Here is a 20,034-nt window from a genome sequence, read left to right on the forward strand (position 1 = left end):
AATGGATATTGGAGGACACAATCCGGGGAAAGAGGGGCACACAGCATATGAGTACAGATCAGCAGTGGAACAAGGAACAGGAGCGGGTTAATACCGTTACGGATCAGATTGAGCGCAAAATCGCCGAACTGGAACAAGAAGTAGGGTCCTTCCGGGGCGAAGTTGTGGAGATGAGAAAAGAGTTCTGGGATGAGGTTACGATGAACTTCAGTGAAGCAGATGATGTCGGGGAGACATCAACGAGTATGCGGCAGCAGTCGCAGGTGCTGTCCGACCGCGAACGAAGTCATCTGAATACAGCCGCGGCTCTGGATAAAATGAAACGACTGCATCATTCGCCATATTTTGGCCGCATCGATTTTAAGGAGGACGGGTATCCGGATGCAGAACGCATCTATCTGGGCATTGCGTCCCTGCTGGATGAGAAAGAGGAGTCCTTTCTGATCTACGACTGGCGCGCACCCATCTCCAACCTCTATTATGACGGTGCGCCAGGACCCATCTCCTATCGTACACCAAGTGGTGAAATCAGCGGCGAGATCGAGATGAAACGTCAGTTCGTCATTCGGGATGGCCGTATCCGTTTTATGTTTGATACAGGAGTAACGATTGGAGATCAGCTGCTGCAGGCTGTGCTAAGCCGTACGTCTGATGCACAGATGAAAAGTATTGTGGCAACCATTCAGAAGGAGCAGAATCGCATTATCCGTAATGACCGGACACGGATGCTGATTGTGCAGGGCGCGGCTGGCAGCGGCAAAACCTCTGCCGCTCTTCAGCGGGTGGCTTATCTTCTCTATAAATACCGCGAGCATCTGCAGGCGGATCAGATGGTTCTTTTTTCACCGAATCCGATGTTTAACAGCTACGTGTCGACGGTACTGCCCGAGCTTGGGGAAGAGAATATGCTGCAGACGACGTTTCAGGAATATCTGGAACGCCGATTGGGACGAGAATACCAGCTTGAGGACCCCTTTATCCAGCTCGAATATGTGCTGACAGGGACCGAAGAACCTGGTTACGATGCACGTATGTCCAGCATACGATTCAAGTCTTCTGCATCCTTTCTGAAGGTTATTACCCGCTACAAGGAAAACATGCTTTCCGGCGGCATGAAGTTCAAGCCGGTACGCTTTCAGGGGAAGGCCATTGTGGATGCGGAAGCGATGGCGGAGAAATTCTACAGTTTCGGATCATCTGTCAAACTGGTGAGCCGACTCGAAATGCTGCGGGATTGGCTGCTGAAGGAGCTGTCCGCATTTGGTAAAGGCGAACTTAACGCACCTTGGGTCGACCAGCAGCTGGATCTGATGGAACCCGAGGATCTACAGCGTGCGTACCAACGGTTAAAACGCAAACAAAAAGGGAAATCACATACGTTTGACGATTTCCAGCAGGAAAGAGAGATTTTGGCCCGGATGGTGGTCAGTGACCGCCTCAAGCCTTTGCGTAAATGGATCAAATCCCTGCGGTTTGTGGATATCCGCCAGTTGTACGCGAACCTGTTCGAAGATCAGACGCAGATGGTTCGTCTGCTGGACAGAGAGCCCCTGCCTGCGCATTGGGAAGAAATCTCGACGATGACGCTGCGCAGACTAAAGCTTCAAGAGCTGGCCTATGAGGATATTACACCGTATCTGTATCTGCGCGAACTGCTGCTGGGCTTCCATATTAATTCAAGCATCCGTCATGTCATTATCGATGAAGCGCAGGATTATTCTGCATTTCAGCTGGCCTTTATGAAGAGATTGTTCCCACACGCGAAGATTACGGCACTTGGTGATTTTAATCAGGCGATTTATGCGCATTCCTCTGTTCTCAGCGGGACCGGACCGTTAAGTGATCTGTATGGACCGGAAAATACCGAGGTGATTGAACTGACGCGCAGTTATCGCTCTACGATGGAGATTGTTGAGTTTACGCGCGGCATGGTTCCCAGTGGAGAGAAGATTATTCCGTTCAACCGCAATGGAGAGAAACCCAAAGTCATCGTGACCGCTGATCTGGAACAGCATTTCGACCAAATCACCGCCGATCTCAATCATCTGATTGAAGAGGGATACGAGTCTGCAGCGGTAATCTGCAAGACGGCTGAGGAGAGCAGAGAAGTACATGCCGCGCTGAGTCAAAAGCTGAAAACCGCTCCCAAACTTATCAAAAAAACGACACTTGCTTTTGAACAGGGCGTTCATGTAATTCCGGCCTATTTGGCTAAAGGTGTAGAGTTTGATGCCGTTTTGATCTATAACGGGTCAGCTGCAGCTTACTCCCGTGAGCAGGAGCGCAAGCTGTTCTATACGGCCTGTACCCGGGCGATGCATCTGCTGCATGTGTACTCTTTGGGTGCACCAAGTCCGTTTATTACTTCACAATCAGGAGAGTGGTATGAGATGAGCAGCATACCTGCCTCTCACGTGGAATAAGCCTGCTGTATGGCCAGTCAGAATTCAAACTTCTGACTGGCTTATTTTTTTGTGCATGCTGTAGAGAGAAAAGTCTTATATAGCTGTTTGTGAAATAAGCATACACAAATTAGTCAATATTGATAAAACAGGTTGATTTCATTGTCTTCATATACAATCAATGTGATTTTTCTTTACACGTGAAGCTCAGACTCATATAATCGTAACAATCTAATTTTTTGGAGCGTTACATTATCTGTTTTTTAGGAGCGTTACATTATCTATTTTTTAGGAGCGTTACATGAAGGGGAAACAAACAACCTGAAGAGAGAAAAGCAGGTGACTCTATGGAGGAGGCAGTTAATTTGAACAAAACAGCTTTTGAACGGCCGCATTTGGCCGATTGCGTTCCCGATCTGGTCGCTACAGCCCGGGGAGATATGAAGGCAACTTTGGTGATTCGGGGCGGGACACTGGTGAACGTGATATCGGGCGAAATTTTGCCGGATATGTCTGTAGCCGTGCAGGGGTCACGAATTGCATATGTCGGCAGAGACGTGAGCCATACCATCGGAGAACACACCCGGATTATCGAGGCCCAAGGGAAGTATATAGCGCCGGGATTGCTTGATGGTCATTGTCATATCGAGAGCACGCAGATGAAGGTGTCGGAGTTCGCAAGAGCTGTACTGCCATCCGGAACGACAGGTGGATTCTTTGATCCGCATGAAATTTCGAATGTGCTTGGACTTCCAGGACTGCGGCTTATGCTGGATGAAGCTCGCACGACGCCTATGGCTGCCTATATGCAGGTGGCGTCGTGTGTGCCTTCCACCCACCCGGGTCTGGAGACGACAGGAGCTTATATTGGTCCCAAAGAAGTCGCGGAGGCACTTTCATGGGGACCGGACATGATTGGTCTGGGCGAAGTGATGAACTTCCCGGGAGTGGTATACGGAGATGAAACGATGATCGGAGAGATTCAAGCGACGCTTCGCGCGGGGAAAGTGGCAGATGGACATTTTACTTGGGCATCGGATGACTGGCGTCTGCCTGCATATGCGGCGAGCGGTGTCACTGGAGATCATGAATGTGTGACTAAAGAAGATGTGGTGGAACGGCTGCGGCTTGGCATGTATGCGAAGATGCGCCAAGGCTCAGCCTGGCATGATGTAGCGGAGACAATCAAAGCCTGCACAGAGCTTGGGCTGGATACCCGCCGGATGATGCTGGTGACAGATGACCGCAGCTCGGAATCTTTGCTGAAGGAAGGCCATATGGACTTTGTGGTCCGATTGGCGATCTCGCAGGGCGTGAAACCGGTAACCGCATTCCAGATGGCTACGATTAATACGGCGGAACGTTTTGGTGTGTCACGAGATATAGGTGCAGTTATTCCCGGCAGCTTTGCTGATATTATTCTGTTAGACGGACGCCTTGCAGACGTACGTGTAGAGATGACGATTGCGGCGGGACAGGTGGTCGCCGAGAATGGAAAAATGACAGCCGTTTGGGACACGTTTACTTATCCTGAAGAGGCTCTGAATACGGTAAAGCTGGAAGCTAACATCCAGCCGCAGGATCTGGAACTGGCTGCACCTATTACAGATGGAGCCATAGGCGCGCGCATCATTGATGTGACGGAGAATCACGTTGAGACGAAGGAGAAACGAGTGCAGGTGAATGTGCAGGGCGGCAGGGTGGTTCTACCTGCGGCAGGTGAAGTATGCAAAATTGCCGTGCTGGAGCGTCATAAACAAACGGGAAATCGTGCGGTGGCACTGGTTGGCGGGATCGGGTTCACCTCACCGGCAGCCATTGCGATGACTGTTGCTCACGACAGCCATAACCTGCTGATTATCGGCAATGATGATGCACTTATGGCGGAGGCTGGTAATCGTGTTATTCGTATGCAGGGCGGCGTAGCCGTTGTTACGGATAAGGGGGTTACGGAATTCCCGCTTCGGATAGCCGGGCTGATGTCGGTGGAACCTTTTGAAGTCGTTGCGGCCCAATCTGCGGCAGTCAGCGAAGCGCTGCAATCCGCAGGTTGTACGTTGAACAACGCCTTTATGACCTTGTCGCTGCTCGCACTGGTGGTTATTCCAGAACTTCGTTTGTCCGATATTGGCCTGGTGCGTATTTCTGCGGAGGGAATTGAACTTGTTTCGCTGTTTGACCAACCTAATGAGGGATGAAGCGGGTGTTTCGGAGAAAAGAAACGTTAACGGATAACTAAAGGAAAATAAATACTGCATTCTGAGCCGCCTTCGGGCGGCTTTTTGGTTTAAAGAAAGAAAACGCTCTCTAGGTCTACAGAAGCTGGGAGTTAAAACAAAATATAGACAGAAGTCGTGAAGTTTAATACATGTTTACATGGAATATGAAATATTGAGACTTTTGGACTATGTATTCGGAACTGTGAATTCCCGAAATATAGTTATATGATTCTTTCGTCGTGAGTCTTATAGATGATATTGCGTATAGAAGAAGATTTAATTCACAGCACTTCCATCAGAGTGCAAAAAATGAATAGAAACGACAATATTTCATCCGGATTTATACGTAAGAGCTGCTATAACTTCAAGGGAGTGTACAAATGTGAAAATCAAAAAAGAATTCCGTATCCTGCTGCTGATGAGTTGTCTGATCCTGTGTTTGAGTACTGCTTGTTCCACCAAAGCGGCTGCTGTAGGTTCCGTCGAACCTGTAGACAGTTACGCATCCATTCACGGGAATCTGGATCGTCCTGTGCGGGCTACATGGGTGTGGGATACTACGCAGATCCGAAACGGTGCTCAGGATGTGTTGAATTTTGCAGCGGAGAACAGCATTAATACGATCTACCTGCAGATAAACCGGGATGTGAAAATACCCGAATACAAAAATTTTATCCGTCTGGCAAGGGCGCAGCATATAGCTGTTGACATTATGGATGGACGTTCAGCTTGGGGGCTGACCGAAAGCAGAGGACAAATTGCCTCCTTTATGGACTGGATCGAATCGTATCAAGCACAGGCGCTGTCCAACGAGAAATTCGCAGGGATTCATCTGGATATCGAACCTCATGTGCATCCGCAGTGGAAAACCAATCAGGCCAGTGTCATTACACAGTGGCAGGGCAATGTGGATTATATTGTCGAGCGTGCCTCCGCTATGAAGATGCCCGTGGCCGCGGATCTGCCGTTCTGGCTGGACAATTACAAAATTCCCGGTTCGACGATGGCGGTAAGCAGCTGGATGATTCGCAAATTTGATTCCATTACCATTATGGCTTATCGGGATACAGCTGCCGCTATATACAGCGTGGCGAAGGACGAACTGATCGATGCAGCCTCCGTTGGCAAAAAAATATCGATTGCGGTGGAAACCAAGCAGAGCAAAGAAGGCGATTTTATTACGTTCTTCGAAGAGGGGGATGCGTATATGGAGCAGCAGCTGAAGCTGGTGGAGCAGATGGCGAGTGTGCATGCTTCCTTTAACGGATTTTCGGTTCATGAGTATTCATCCTGGAAGACATTACGAAAATAACTGCAAAGAAGCATGGTTCTAGCGCGTAAATAAAATGAGAAGGTGCCTGCAGCGAATGCGCTGTAAGCACCTTCTGTCGTTTTATCCCTGGATTCCGTCAAAATTAATCGCGATATAAGGATATAATCACTCTTTCTAAATTAGAGTACCTGTGTAAGGACATCAGGCGCAATTGTTACATTTTTGGAGAACATTTTGCGATAATGGGACGGGGTGGTGTTCTTATGTTTCTTAAAGGTGGTAATGAAATAACTGAGATGCTCAAATCCAACATCCATGGCAATATCGACAATTTTATGATCCGTATTCTCCAGCTGTCTGCAGGCCTGCTGCACCCGATAATAATTAATGTAGTCCACAGGACTTTTCTGCACCATCTGTTTGAAAAAACGACAGAAATGTCCCTCGCTCATATTCGCTGCATCCGCAAGATCCTTTAGTTTAAGCGGTTCAGGGTAACGCTTGTGAATATAACCCAGCACCGTCTTCAGGCGCTCCACTTTGTCCGGGCTTCCCCCGTTTACCGCGCCTTTGAGCGGCAGTGCCGCCCGATGTTCAACCATGCGGGCAAGCATAAGGTAGAGGTGTGCTTTTGTTGTTATTTCACAGGTGTCAGTTCCACTATCGTGATCTGCAAAGATACGCCTCAGGTACGCCAGAACTTCCGAGCCCCAGCCTCCATCGGCTGTAATGTGAGAAGGAAGCAGTATGTTTTTTCGAAGTATAGGTGCGATAAACTTCTCCTGGACTGCATCAAAACTTTGGCTGCCGAGCAGATCGGAATGAAATACAATGGAAGAGAAGACACAAGGCTCATCGCCCTTAAGGTATCCCGCATGAATCTCCCCCCGGTGAACAAAGATAGCCTCTCCGGCCTTCACCTCGTATCGGTTCATATCAATCTGAAACACCGCAGAGCCCTGCGTCACCATCGTGAATTCCATCTCATCATGCCAATGGCAGTCGAGAATGCTGTCCCCGTTTAACTGCTGTATGTCAGGGTACACACTAACCGGATACATGGCATTGCCGTGAATTCGGTCTTCCCTTAATTGTGCACGCTCCATCCAAGAAAACCTCCTTATTGAATATGCTGCTTAGTAATGATGTAATCGTTTGCAAAATATATTTGAAATGAGCCCTCATAACACTAAAAATATCAAAATACTTATATAATTGATCAAAATAAAAGAAGAAATTCATGATTTATATCAATATCATTATAGTATAACCGAAGGAGGTAATCCAAGATGAAATTTACCGATGGCTACTGGCAGATCCGTGATGGATATCATGTTCAAAATCCGGCGGATATTCGAGATATTGTACAAAAGGGCGATTCCTTTACTGTATACGCAGCAACCAAACGCATTGAGCGCAAAGGGGATACCCTGAACGGAACGCTGCTCAAGGCAACCTACAGCTCACCAATGCCTGATGTCATTCGTGTGCAGCTGAACCATCACAAGGGTAAAGTCAATCCAGGCCCGGAGTTTGCGCTGAACACGTTGAATACGGATGTGCAGATTACTCAGGATGAAAGCGGAGCAGCCCTGAAAAGCGGCAATCTGCGTGTCACCGTGAATAAAACAAAAGGCTGGGACATTGGCTTCGACTATAATGACAAACGTCTCACTGGCAGCGGCTGGAGAGGTCCGGCATATATCGAGTCGGCGTCCGAAGGTACGTTCTTCCGAGAACAGTTGGAGCTGGGCGTGGGTGAGTATGTCTATGGCCTTGGTGAACGCTTTACTCCGTTTGTGAAAAATGGTCAGGTCGTGGATATCTGGAATGAGGATGGCGGTACAAGCAGTGAACAGGCCTATAAGAACATTCCGTTCTATCTCTCCAACAAAGGATACGGGGTATTCGTTAATCATCCTGAAAAAGTATCTTACGAGATTGCTTCCGAGAATGTATCCAAAGTACAGTTCAGTGTACAGGGCGAAACGCTGGAATACTTTATTATCGGCGGTGCGAATCCCAAAGAGGTGCTGGATAACTACACCAAGCTTACAGGTAAGCCGGCTTTGCCGCCCGCATGGACATTTGGTCTGTGGCTGACGACTTCGTTCACAACGGACTATGACGAAGCGACGGTGAATCATTTTGTCGATGGCATGGCGGAGCGTGATCTGCCGCTTTCCGTTTTCCACTTTGACTGCTTCTGGATGAAGGAGTATCAGTGGTGTGACTTTGAATGGGATAAAGACATGTTCCCGGACCCGGAAGGCATGCTGCAGCGTTTGAAGGATAAAGGACTCAAAATCTGTGCGTGGATCAACCCTTATATTGCAGAGAAATCGATTCTGTTCGATGAAGGCATGGAAAAAGGGTACCTCGTCAAAACGGCTGACGGCAGAGTATGGCAGTGGGATAAATGGCAGGCAGGTATGGGGCTCGTAGATTTCACCAATCCAGAAGCAACCGCATGGTACAAGGACAAGCTGAAAGGTCTGATCGATCAGGGTGTAGACTGCTTCAAAACGGATTTCGGCGAAAGAATTCCGACTGATGTGGTGTATTATGATGGCTCCGATCCGGTGAAAATGCACAACTACTACACGTTCCTGTATAACAAAGCGGTATTTGATGTACTCGAAGAGAACCTCGGTAAAAATGAAGCGGCTCTGTTTGCACGCTCTGCAACCGTAGGTGGGCAGCAGTTCCCTGTACACTGGGGCGGAGACTGCTCGTCCAATTATTCCTCCATGGCCGAATCGCTGCGCGGTGGATTATCTCTCGGTCTTTCGGGGTTTGGCTTCTGGAGCCATGACATCAGCGGATTCGAAGCGACAGCCGAGCCGGACGTATACAAACGCTGGGTGCAGTTCGGACTGCTCTCTTCGCACAGCCGTCTGCATGGCAATGAGTCTTATCGTGTGCCTTGGTTATTTGATGAAGAGGCTGTCGATGTTGTACGTGACTTTACGAAGCTGAAGCTAAGCTTAATGCCGTACCTGTTCAATGCTGCGGTAGAGTCCTCAGTGCAGGGGCTGCCGATGATGCGCGCGATGGTACTGGAATACCCGGATGATCCGACCTGTGCGACTCTTGACCTGCAGTATATGTTTGGTGACTCGATTCTGGTTGCGCCGATCTTCAACAAGGAAGGCGACGTGCGTTATTATCTGCCTGAAGGAACCTGGACGAATTATCTGACAGGGACCAAAGTGGAAGGCGGACGCTGGATTAGCGAAAATCACGACTTCAAAACGCTGCCGATGATGGTCAAACCGAACAGTCTGATCGCGGTAGGTGCAGTGGACAGCAGACCGGATTATGATTTTGCCGATAATGTATCCCTGCATTTATTTGAACTGGCAGAAGGACAGACCGCACAAGCCGTTGTTGTAAACCAAGGAGCAGAACGTGAACTGCAGGTGACCGTCACTCGCAGCGGATCGAAGCTCGAAGTGCGTGCCGAAGGTGCAGGCAAGCCTTGGAATCTCGTGCTTCGCGGTGTTGATTCCGTATCCCGTGTGGAAGGCGGATTGCAGGCGGCAGGCGCACAAGGAGTTGTCGTCACTGCGGATGCAGGTGCAAGTACGCTTACAATCGAGATGTAACATGTTACAATAAGACGATGAAAGGACGGTGCCTGATGGCGCCGTCTGTTTGTTTATTTGTATAGGAAAGAGGGAACAATATGCCGCATTCACATCCACATTCGGGCCTGCACAGCCCAATATCAACAGAGGTACTTCATGCACTTGTGCACAAACATTTTGGAAATCATGTTTTCATTAAACAGTTTGGACTGCTCCGGGGTGGTCTGTTCAATACGACCTACCGCATTCAATTGGAACATACATCTGTAACGGATGTCATTCTACGACTTGCTCCTGAACAGGTAGACATTCCGAGCAGCGAAACGATCGCTGAGATTGCCTGGAGCGATCCGTTATTTTCGTTTGAACGCACGATGATGGCTGCAGAGCCTGTTGTCTATGAACGATACCGCAAGGCTGGAATCCCGGCGCCTGAAGTGCTGGCCTGTGATGACAGCGGTCTCGATGTACCGCGAACCTATATGTTTATGACATTTATTCCAAGCGTGCAGCTGGATCATGCAGCTATTAACAAGCTGGACAAGCAGCGTTTGTATAAACAGCTTGGTGCGTACACTGCGGCTATGCATCAGATTAGAGGAGCTTCGTTTGGCTGGCCGCAGGCTGACGGGTCCATTCGCGGATCAGGTCAGTGGTCTGAGGTGCTTCGCATGTTTGCCGACGAGACAACCCGAAAAGCACATGAAAAAGCATTTATGCCTGGCGTAGGAGAAAAGATCACGGCCATTTTTGAACAGCATAGATTGCTGTTTGATTCAATCAAACAGCCCGTGCTTGTCCATAATGATCTGTGGGCAGCCAATGTGCTGGTGCACGGCGAACAAGGTTGTATGAGCATAGCTGCGATCATCGATGGAGACCGCTCCATGTATGCTGATCGGGAGTATGAGGCGATTCTTTCGACAGAATCAGAAGCTTTTCATGATGGTTATGGTCATCCGCTTGATGCGTCTCCAGGGGGACAAGCACGCAGGCTGGCATACCGGTTGTTATCCTCCTATTTTAACGCATACGTGCATGAGCATCAGGTGAATCAGCCAGAAGATGGCCAAAAATATGCTGAACGGACAATGGATTTGCTGGCTCAGTGGAAACAGCTTGGTTTCCGCTAATCTGATCTTCCCATTTTGACATAGGCTGCATAATCAACCCCCGATCAACCGACAATAATGCTGTTGTGTGTAAAATCTGCGAAGGTGGTTAGGGTATGTCTGATAAAAAGTGGGACCTCGTCGCACTTGCTTCTATCCCTGTGATCATGACCTTAGGGAACTCCATGCTTATACCGATTCTGCCACAGATTGAACGGGAACTTAAGGTATCTGCATTCAGGGTCAGTATGCTGATCACGGTATATGCTGTAGTAGCCATTCTGCTGATTCCGCTGGCAGGATATTTATCGGATCGATTCGGCAGGAAAGCAGTGATCATTCCCAGCCTTGTCATTGCTGCCGTTGGAGGAGCAGTAGCAGGAGCTGCTGCATGGATGATGAACGGTAATGTCGCTTACTGGACTATTCTTTCAGGCAGATTTTTGCAGGGAGTCGGAGCTGCGGGTGCATTTCCAATTGTCATTCCTCTCGTGGGAGATATGTTTAAGAATGAAGATGAGGTAAGCAAAAGTCTGGGGATCATCGAAACCTCGAACACCTTTGGTAAAGTGCTGAGTCCCATTCTAGGCGCTGCGCTTGCGGTATGGTTTTGGTACTCGCCATTTCTCGCAATCCCGGTTCTCTGCCTTATTTCGCTGATTCTGGTTATATTTCTGGTGAAAACACCGAAGAGGAACGAAAAACCACCTACATTTTCAGAATTCGTTACTTCCATCCGTAAGGTGTTAAAAGAAAAAGGACGCTGGTTGTACGCTTTGTTTGCAATCGGTGGGATTTGCATGTTTCTCATTTTTGGCGTGCTTTATTATCTTTCCGAGACGCTGGAGAGTGAATTTGCTCTGAAGGGCGTAGTCAAAGGGCTCGTTCTGGCCATTCCGCTTGCTTCACTGTGTCTGGCTTCGTTTCTGGCAGGAAAGTGGATCGGTAAACATAAATCACGCATGAAATGGCTCGGTTTTGCCGGACTTGCCTTGGTGACCGTCGCGCTGGCTGTTATCGGCTTGTTTGATAATATCTACGTCGTGGTTGGTCTGTTTACGCTGGGTAGTGCGGGTATTGGTGCAGCACTGCCATGTCTGGATACCTTGATCACAGAAGGGGTAGACAAGAAGCAGCGGGGCACGATCACAGCTTTGTTCAGCAGTATGCGATTCATCGGGGTATCTCTCGGTCCCCCTGTGGTGTCTCTACTGATCGGTTCTCAACACTTTTTGTTGTTTGGTGTTCTGGCAGCATCAGGTGCAGTTGGTGGTCTGCTTACCCTGCTCGCAGTAAAACCCGAGAAAGGCGAGAAGCCCTCTTCCGGGAGTGGTTCGAAGCAGGAGGATCAGGAAAATCAGAAGAAGCAGGAGAGTCAGGATAAGCTGCAGAAGAGGCGTGTGCAGGAAAGTGAAACCGATCAAGGATACCGACCGACTCCCCTGCGCCGTAAAAAAAGTCCATACTAACCAGGGCATCGGAATCGATGTCCTGGTTTGCAGCATTCAGATCAAAAACGCGTTTACGCCCGCACAAGCAGGAGACTGCTTGCCGGGTGTAAACGCGTGTTTATGACAATTGCAATGATTTTATATTGATGCCATCAGGATAAAATAGGTTCAGGAACACATGATTTTTAAGGTGCGGGACATGTGTCTGGTGATTAAAGTTTCATTCATTTTTTCTCCGGTTCAGATTCCGTATCCATTGAATCCTTTGAAGCAGCATCCTGTGCCGCAGGAATATGGGTATGAGCCAGCAGCGGATGCGTTTCGATTTGGAAGCTGCCGCTTCGCTTGCCTTGGATCAGATAGATCAGCAGAAAAAGGACCATAAATAGGACGGAGTACCGATACATTTCGGTATAACTGGTCAGGGATGCGATGGAGCCGAGCAGAAGGGCCCCTGTCGCAATGCCGAGATCAAGTGTGTTCAGAAACATTCCGTTTGCCATCCCACGCTGGGCAGGCGAGACGACCTGAATCATCCAGGTCTGCAGTGAAGACTGCATGGAGCCATAACCGATACCGTATACAAAAGCAGCAGCAAACAGAATGGGCATCGTTGTCGCCCATGACAGCATAATAAGTCCGAGTGCGATACATACTGCGCCTGGGATCAACAAGGCTTTGGGTCCTTTACTGTCGTAAATCCGGCCTGCAAACGGTCTAACCAATAGAACCGCCAAGGCGTTAAACAGGAAAAACAGCGCTGGATTCGCCAAATGTGCTTCCTTGCCGAACAAAACGATAAACCCGACCAATCCACCATAGGTGATGGACAGTAAACCGTTAAGTACACTAGGCAGGATCAGCTTGCGGTTAAATGGTGTTTTCACCGTGGAGCCGGTATTGGCTCCCGACACAGATGCAGTCATCCCCGCGCTTTGGTGCAATGGCTGATTTGCAGCATTTGCGGCACCCTTGGAAGTGCGGTCCGCCTTTCTGCGCGTCAAACTGTAACTGAGCGGATAGATCACGGCGATCACACCAGCAGTACAGAGCATCAGAGTGACAAATCCGGCTCCCTGCAGCAGTGTTACACCAATAATAGGACCCATAGACATGGCCAGACTTGTAGACAGTCCAAAGTAACCCATGCCTTCTCCCATTCGTTTTACGGGTACAATATCGGAGGCCATCGTTGGAAAAGCGGTGCTGCTCATGCCAAAACCAACTCCAAATACCATCCGGAGCAGCAGCAGCACAGCAATGCCCGCAGCAAAATAATAGCCGAGCGTGGCGAGCAGGGCTACGGACAAGCCGATATAGATCATCGCATTACGCAGACCCTTCTCCAGCGCTTTCGCAGAGTACAGCCGTGCTGCAATAGCACTTAAGGCAAACAGACAAGTGAACAGGCTGACTTGAAATGCATTGGCCTGAAATCGATCCTGTACATAGGAAGGCAGTGGCGAAACGATCATGTGCAGCTGCAGAAATAGCAAAAAGTTACATAACATGAGCAAAATGAAATCGGTCGTCCATAATCGGACAGGTACAGATTGTTCTTTCATGGTGATACATTCCCCCTGAGTTTTGATCGTTACAGATTGTGATTAATGAGGGAAAGAGTATGCTTAAATGCTTCCATCTGGTCTTCCGGTATACCTTCAGCAAGTTTTTTATTCATTTCTCTTTCGATTGGAACAAGCACATCGATTAATGCTCTACCTTCTTTGGTAGGGTACAGCAGATATGCTCTCCGGTCCTGTTCGCTTGTTCGGCGTTCGACCCAGCCTTTCTTCTCCAGCAAATCGATGATGCGTGCGGTAGTGGGCTGGTCTTTGAACACGTATCCTGCCATTTCTTTCTGATTAACGCCTTCTTTACGTACCACATTAAACAGTACTGAAAATTGCTCTGTGGTGATATCGTAGGGCTTAAACTGAGCTGCAAGCAGCGCAGCCGTTTTGCGGTGCGTAAGTCCGAGCATGAATCCAACGGATTGCTCAAGATCATAATCCATGAGTGGGGAACCTCGCTTTCGTACTCGAATATCTCTCAAATTCATTTGATTGTTATAACAACTATATGTGAAACAACTAATTTTGTCAAAGCCGATTATGGATACACAGGGAAGTTCTCTGACCGTGCAAAGCAGCTGAAATCCTGCTAGAATAAGGATGAAACGGCTTCCAAAGTAATTAAATTTGCCAGGTAAGGAGCGTTTAACGATGCTGAAAAATATTCCTGCCATACTTCCACCCGAACTGCTCAAACTGATGTCCGAAATGGGACATGGTGATGAACTTGTGCTCTCTGACGCCCATTTTCCGGCAGCAAGTCATGCCCGGCGATTGATACGTTGTGATGGCCTGGGCACTGTGGAGCTGCTGGAAGCGATATTACAGCTTTTCCCGCTGGATACTTATGCAGACTACCCAGCCGCCGTGATGCAGGTCGTTAAGGGAGATCCGGTCATACCGATTATTTGGGAAGATTACCGGCGGTTAATGGAAGAGTACGAGGACATGAGCGATGCACTGGAATACGAAGAGCGTTTTGATTTCTATGAACGTGCTTCTAAGGCGTACGTCATCATTGCAACAGGGGAACGGGCACAATATGCGAATTTGATTTTGAAAAAAGGCGTTATTTTCCCCGAAGCTAGCGCGGCTCAGATGCGCATGAACTCAGAATCCAATTAAGGTTATACGGTCAAGGCGACGATGCTGGCGAGGCTTTCGTCGCTTTTTTACATTCATCCGAGCGATCAATGATAGATTTACTGCAAACTTTACTCCGCTTGGTGAATGGGAGAACAGCATCACTTCTTATACAATAAATTCACGAAGTGGATCACATGGAGAAGAGGGATAAGATGGAGATTGAAATCAGACAAGCGAATTTAAACGATATGACTGAAGTATCCAGGCTGTTTAACGAGTACCGTATGTTCTATGGACAGTCATCCGATGTCGAAGGTGCGAGCCGTTTCATGGAAGAACGGATGAACAATAATGAATCGATTGTTTTTATTGCGCAGTGTATCAAAGACCGGAAAGAAAGAGCAGGTGCAGCCCAGGCAGACAATGAAGGGAAGTATAATGAAGCGGAAGGACAGGCCGCGGGGCTGGTGCAGATTTATCCCAGCTACAGCTCTGTTTCGATGGGGCCGATCTGGATTTTGAACGATTTGTACGTGAATGCGAATTACCGTCAGCAGGGGATCGCAAGAAAGCTGATGCAGGCGGTGATGAAGCAGGCGGCGGATCATGGAATCCTTCGTATTACACTCTCTACGGCTGTAAGTAATCAGCAGGCTCAAGCATTATACGAATCTGAAGGATATGCCCAGGATCAGAGCTTCATGTATTATGAATGCAGCGTAAAGCGTGGGATGGAATGATACACTAAGTTACCTGTACGGAAACGGGGAAGAAAGGAGGAGTCGTTATGATGCAGTGGATTGCCATGATAACGATGCTGATTGATCATATTGGAGCGGTGTTTTATCCGCATATCACAGAACTGAGAATCATCGGTCGCATCGCTTTTCCCATCTATGCTTTTTCCATATATATGGGCTATAAACATACAAGAAATGTGCAGAAATACATATGGCGCTTGTTCTGGATTGCGCTCATTTCCCAAGTGCCATTTATGGCAGCGTTTAATCATTTCTCATTGAATGTCGTCTGGACCCTATGGTCTGCACTGCTTGTGCTGCTCGCTCTGGACAAGATTCCTTCGAAGCTGATTAGTATTCCGCTGGCGATCGGGGCAGGCTTGGTGATGGAATGGACACATATGGACTATGGGATGTACGGCCTGCTGCTCGTGCTGCTGTTCCGTTACTTCAAAGGGCCTGTGCTGGTCATGGCACATGTCGTGTTGAATGCACTTTATGTGCTGCTCCACCACAGCTCTCTACAGATGTTCAGCGTGCTGGCATCGATCGGCATTGCCATTGCACAATACAATCAGGCAGATTTTCGCTTGAAAGGCCCACGCTGGATATGGCGTTATTTCTACCCGGCTCATCTCGCAATCATTGCCGTAATTCGCTGGATCTAGCCGGTGCGGTGGAAGGTCAGATACTGCAGCGGTATGTCGTTTAAGTCACTGCGCAGCTTAATTGCATGTGAGCTTGTCACTCAACTCAGCTTATGGCAAAAAAAAGCCACTTCTTCGCCGGGATTGGCGAGAGAGTGGCTTTTAACTTCATATCCATTTATAGATTTGTTCGCTTCAGTTTAATCGGCAATCCGGGTTGTGCCGTAGTTTGGACGAATCGGCGCCGGGAAATAACCGATTTGAACAGCATAGTCCAGCATACTTTGAATGAAGCGATCGTCGGTTTTGGCGCAGGTAATTCCGGCTGGTTCGACGTAAGCCGTTGTAACCGGCGACGCATAAGCATATGCCGAATCCTTTGCTCCATCACCCTCCAGCTGAGCGATCGCAAGCTGTAAAGCTTCCGGCTCTTTAGGAATATTCGCATCGAACAGCCAGCTGCTGTAGTCTTCAAACGGCATCGTTTCGACGTTATAACCAGCACGTTTCACGGCCTCGATTAATTCGTCATAACGAATCGGCTCCGGGTTACAGATGTGGAACACACGTCCGGCAGTATCTTCGCGCAGGGCCAGATGCACGATGGCTTCGCTGGCATAATTGATCGGCGTGAAATCCATCATCCAGTCTGCAGCAGGAGCCCTGCCCAGCAGCAGCATCGCTTTGATCATGCGGTAGATAGCATTACTGTCAATGTTCGTCTGAAAACGGCCGGTACGAGAATCACACGTCAGATTGCCTGCCCGGTAGATGCTGACAGGTACACCTTCTGCTGCGGCAGTCATGAGTACTTTCTCCGCTTCAAGTTTACTGTCAGAGTAGAGGTTGTCCACATGCAGATCTGCCGGGAAACGGTCATACTGCAGCGTGGACTCCCACTGTCCGCTAAGTGCCAGGTCTTCCGGTATACCCATGGTGGATACGTGATGGAATGAAGCTCCTGATTTGTTACGGATCAGATTGAGCAGAGCAACGGTGCCCTCCACATTGGTTTTGGCAAACTGCGATGCCTCCCCGAAATGCCGAACATCGGCAGCACAATGAATAATGCGATCCACGTTGGATTCAATTAAAGCTTGCTGCTCGCTGGAAAGACCGAGGTTTTTTTCCTCCAGATTACCTTCGACAATAACAACCCGATCAGCAAGCTGGTCAGCCAGTTGTTTGCCGAAATAGCCCTGCATGACTGAAGTCAAACGCTCCATGGCTGTTGTTCCATCGCTCGGACGTCTGACAAGAGCATAGAGGCGTGCCGCAGATTTCACAATCAGCTGCTGCAGCACATGGGAACCGAGATAACCAGTTGCGCCGGTTACCAACACATGCTCAGGTTTAAGGATAGCAGGGTAGCCCAGCTGCGATGACAGTTCTACTGGATGCTCGGATAACTGGGTAATAGTGCCTTTATGGACAGAAGTATGTGCAGCAGCTGAACGCTGCTCCGCTAAAGTCTCAACCCGGCGAGCTAGTGCAGAGATCGTTTTTTCGGCAAAGAAATCGGCGATCTTGAGCTGCGGATAATGAGGCTTCAGAATAACCAACACGTGGATGACACGCAGGGAGTCGCCTCCAATGCTGAAGAAGCTGTCTTCGACACCAAAATCGTCATGCTGCAGAATTTGTTTCCACGCGTCATAGAGAACTCGTTCCGTTTCTGTCTCGGGCATCACTCGATCAGGCTGCTCTGTATGACGTTCCACATGCGGCATGGATACCATCGCTTTGCGGTTGATTTTTCCAGTCGGCGCAATTGGCATCTCATCCAGCTGGCAGATCCACTTCGGTACAAAATACGATGGAAGCTTCTCGGCGAGTGCTGCTTTGATGTCGGCTGCCGAAAGGGTGCTTCCATCTTTGGATGTGAAATATCCCACCAGCATGTTCTGACCATCCGCTTCTTTTTTCGGGATAACAGCAACGTCCTGGATCTGCTCCAGGCGGGCCAAATGATCCTCAATTTCCCCGATTTCTATCCGGTGACCGCGGATTTTGAGCTGAGAGTCGCTTCGTCCGACATATTCCAAATATCCTGTGTCCAGCAGTTTGGCAATATCACCAGACTTATAGATTTTTTCGCCGATTGCAAACGGATTTTCAATAAAAGACTGTTCCGTACGTTCTGGCTGGTTCAAGTAACCTTTAGCGAGCGCCGGAGTAGAAATATACACTTCGCCTGGAACGCCTACAGGACAGAGCTGCTGCTCTTCGTTGACAATGTACACTTTATAATTATGAATCGGTCTCCCGATTGGAATATTGACGACGTGTTCCGGAACCTGCTCACTGATCCGGTGCGTAGTGGTAGCGACAGTACATTCCGTAGGACCGTACACATTAACAATATCAATCTGATTGCCGAACTTGCGCTGGAATGACCGGACCTGTTCTCCATAGAGAGCTTCCCCCGCTACGGTGATGATCCGTACTTTGGCCAGCTTATGAAAGCCTTCATCAGATAGATAAGAGGCGAGTTGATTAAAGAAAATCGTAGGCAGAATCGTAATAACTGTTGTGCCGGTTCGCTCAATTGCAGTTGCAAACTCTTCGATAGATACGCGTTCTTCTGCCGATAACAGATAGAGCTCAGCACCATAGAACAAGGCGCCGATCGTATCCCATACAGAGGCATCGAAACTGTACGTTGCAAACTGTGTTAATACATCACCCGGTTGAATATCGCAGTCACGCTGCACGACGCTCCCCAGATTGGTTACGCCCCTGTGCGCAATCAGAGCGCCTTTCGGTTTGCCGGTAGAACCCGAAGTGTAGATAATATAGGCGAGATCATCAGGCTTAATATCCAGGTTAGGATTGCTGGCTGCGAACCCTGCGAGCTTGCCGTCTACCGAGAGAATTTGACGTACTGTAGAGATGCCGGAAAACAACTGTTTCGCCTGATCATACGAGGCTTCTGTTGTTAATACAAACGATGAAGCTGTATCTTCGACAATATAGCTGTTGCGTTCCTGCGGATGTTCAGGGTCAATCGGTACATATGCACCACCTGCCTTAAGAATACCCAGTAGTGAAATGATCGTGTCGAGGCTTCGATCCATAAAAATACTGACGAATTCACCCTGCTTCAGGCCGTTCGACATCAATACACGGGCCACTTGGTTTGCACGCTCGTTTAATTCCCTGTATGTATAACTTGCTGCAAGGGAGGTGATCGCCGGGGAATCCGGGTACGCTGCGGCAGTGGCTTCAAACCAGCCATGAATGGTGGAATGGACGGGTTCGAGTACCGCGGTGTCATTCATCTCACGATAGAGCAGACGGTCTGAAGCGGACAGTATATCCACTGAGCCAATCGCTTTATTTTCATCACGCAGGAGTGCAAGCAGCAGTGTCTGGAAATACGCTGCATACCGCAGCACAGTAGATTCTTTTAATAACGAACAGTCATAAAACAGGTCGAGTATGGTCTTATTCTGATCATAACGAACGTTCCAGTTCATCACTTGAGGAGACTGAGGCAGCTGTACGCTGTTCAGCATAAACACGGTCTCAGGATATCCACCTGTCTGTTGTGTGTAATGAATCTGCAGCTGCTGCACAATTTGTTCAAGGAGTTCACTGAACGTTGTCGTACCCCCCAGCTGTAATGAAAGATAAGAAGCGGCCTGATCCGGAGCGAGTACGCCGATCGCTAGTTCCTGTTCTGCAGACAATCGGAATATCAAGGCTGCATACGCTGAAAGGAATGCGGGGTAGACCATCTGCTCCCCAAACTTCTTTTTAAGTTCACGACTCAATGACGCTTCCAATGTTATATGAGTAGACTCATAAGAAAAAGTTTGCTGGCGGCGCCCATAATCCAGTGGAATCTGAAGAACGGGTAAGCCAGATTCCACACGGGATGATGATTGGTTTTCAATCACTTCAGTTTTCCTCCTTGGTTTAACCGAATGTCGGTTTA

13 protein-coding genes are annotated in these 20,034 nt (G+C 48.7%); 9 read left to right on the forward strand and 4 right to left on the reverse strand.

Annotated features, from left to right (window positions below; genetic code table 11):
- Window positions 1-47: 47 nt before the first annotated feature.
- The 3 genes from helD to MKY97_RS10510 all read left to right on the forward strand — a co-directional run bounded on the left by helD (window position 48) and on the right by MKY97_RS10510 (window position 5,933).
- Window positions 48-2,423, forward strand: coding sequence for an RNA polymerase recycling motor HelD (gene helD, locus MKY97_RS10500; RefSeq protein WP_342555377.1), 2,376 nt, complete (start codon window positions 48-50; stop codon window positions 2,421-2,423).
- Between the two features lie 326 nt (window positions 2,424-2,749).
- A complete protein-coding gene (locus MKY97_RS10505) occupies window positions 2,750-4,600 on the forward strand; it encodes an adenine deaminase C-terminal domain-containing protein (protein WP_342555378.1) in 1,851 nt (616 codons plus the stop codon).
- A 403-nt stretch (window positions 4,601-5,003) separates the two neighbouring features.
- On the forward strand, window positions 5,004-5,933 hold the full coding sequence (locus tag MKY97_RS10510; protein WP_342555379.1) for a hypothetical protein: 930 nt from the start codon (window positions 5,004-5,006) through the stop codon (window positions 5,931-5,933).
- Between the two features lie 140 nt (window positions 5,934-6,073).
- Here the strand turns inward: MKY97_RS10510 and MKY97_RS10515 are convergent, their stop codons facing one another.
- Window positions 6,074-7,000 carry an AraC family transcriptional regulator gene (locus MKY97_RS10515; RefSeq protein ID WP_342555380.1) on the reverse strand — a complete coding sequence of 309 codons (927 nt, stop codon included), beginning with the start codon at window positions 6,998-7,000 and terminating at the stop codon, window positions 6,074-6,076.
- A gap of 183 nt (window positions 7,001-7,183) precedes the next feature.
- Here MKY97_RS10515 and yicI point away from each other — a divergent pair, with 183 nt between their 5' ends.
- The 3 genes from yicI to MKY97_RS10530 all read left to right on the forward strand — a co-directional run bounded on the left by yicI (window position 7,184) and on the right by MKY97_RS10530 (window position 12,065).
- Window positions 7,184-9,502, forward strand: coding sequence for an alpha-xylosidase (gene yicI, locus MKY97_RS10520; protein WP_342555381.1), 2,319 nt, complete (start codon window positions 7,184-7,186; stop codon window positions 9,500-9,502).
- 80 nt (window positions 9,503-9,582) lie between these two features.
- Window positions 9,583-10,617, forward strand: coding sequence for an aminoglycoside phosphotransferase family protein (locus tag MKY97_RS10525; protein ID WP_342555382.1), 1,035 nt, complete (start codon window positions 9,583-9,585; stop codon window positions 10,615-10,617).
- 95 nt (window positions 10,618-10,712) lie between these two features.
- The gene (locus MKY97_RS10530; RefSeq protein ID WP_342555383.1) at window positions 10,713-12,065 is read left to right on the forward strand and encodes an MFS transporter; all 1,353 of its coding nucleotides are present in this window, start codon (window positions 10,713-10,715) and stop codon (window positions 12,063-12,065) included.
- Between the two features lie 206 nt (window positions 12,066-12,271).
- Here MKY97_RS10530 and MKY97_RS10535 read toward each other — a convergent pair whose 3' ends face one another.
- Together MKY97_RS10535 and MKY97_RS10540 are read right to left on the reverse strand one after the other, a co-directional pair.
- Complete coding sequence (locus MKY97_RS10535; protein ID WP_342555384.1) at window positions 12,272-13,612, reverse strand: MFS transporter; 1,341 nt, start codon at window positions 13,610-13,612, stop codon at window positions 12,272-12,274.
- Window positions 13,613-13,641: 29 nt separating this feature from the next.
- Window positions 13,642-14,064 (reverse strand): MarR family transcriptional regulator, encoded by a 423-nt coding sequence (locus MKY97_RS10540; RefSeq protein WP_342555385.1) that lies wholly within the window; start codon window positions 14,062-14,064, stop codon window positions 13,642-13,644.
- Between the two features lie 208 nt (window positions 14,065-14,272).
- Here MKY97_RS10540 and fucU point away from each other — a divergent pair, with 208 nt between their 5' ends.
- From fucU to MKY97_RS10555, 3 genes are all read left to right on the forward strand, one after another.
- Window positions 14,273-14,746 carry an L-fucose mutarotase gene (gene fucU / locus MKY97_RS10545; RefSeq protein ID WP_342555386.1) on the forward strand — a complete coding sequence of 158 codons (474 nt, stop codon included), beginning with the start codon at window positions 14,273-14,275 and terminating at the stop codon, window positions 14,744-14,746.
- A gap of 173 nt (window positions 14,747-14,919) precedes the next feature.
- Entirely contained in the window at window positions 14,920-15,447 is a 528-nt protein-coding gene (locus MKY97_RS10550) for a GNAT family N-acetyltransferase (RefSeq protein ID WP_342555387.1), read from the forward strand.
- A 47-nt stretch (window positions 15,448-15,494) separates the two neighbouring features.
- A complete protein-coding gene (locus MKY97_RS10555) occupies window positions 15,495-16,115 on the forward strand; it encodes a TraX family protein (RefSeq protein WP_342555388.1) in 621 nt (206 codons plus the stop codon).
- A 179-nt stretch (window positions 16,116-16,294) separates the two neighbouring features.
- On the opposite strand, the gene MKY97_RS10560 is transcribed toward MKY97_RS10555, so the two are convergent.
- Window positions 16,295-19,996, reverse strand: coding sequence for an amino acid adenylation domain-containing protein (locus MKY97_RS10560; RefSeq protein WP_342555389.1), 3,702 nt, complete (start codon window positions 19,994-19,996; stop codon window positions 16,295-16,297).
- Window positions 19,997-20,034 lie beyond the last annotated feature (38 nt).

Source organism: Paenibacillus sp. FSL R7-0652, from assembly GCF_038595045.1.
Taxonomy (GTDB): Bacteria; Bacillota; Bacilli; order Paenibacillales; family Paenibacillaceae; genus Paenibacillus.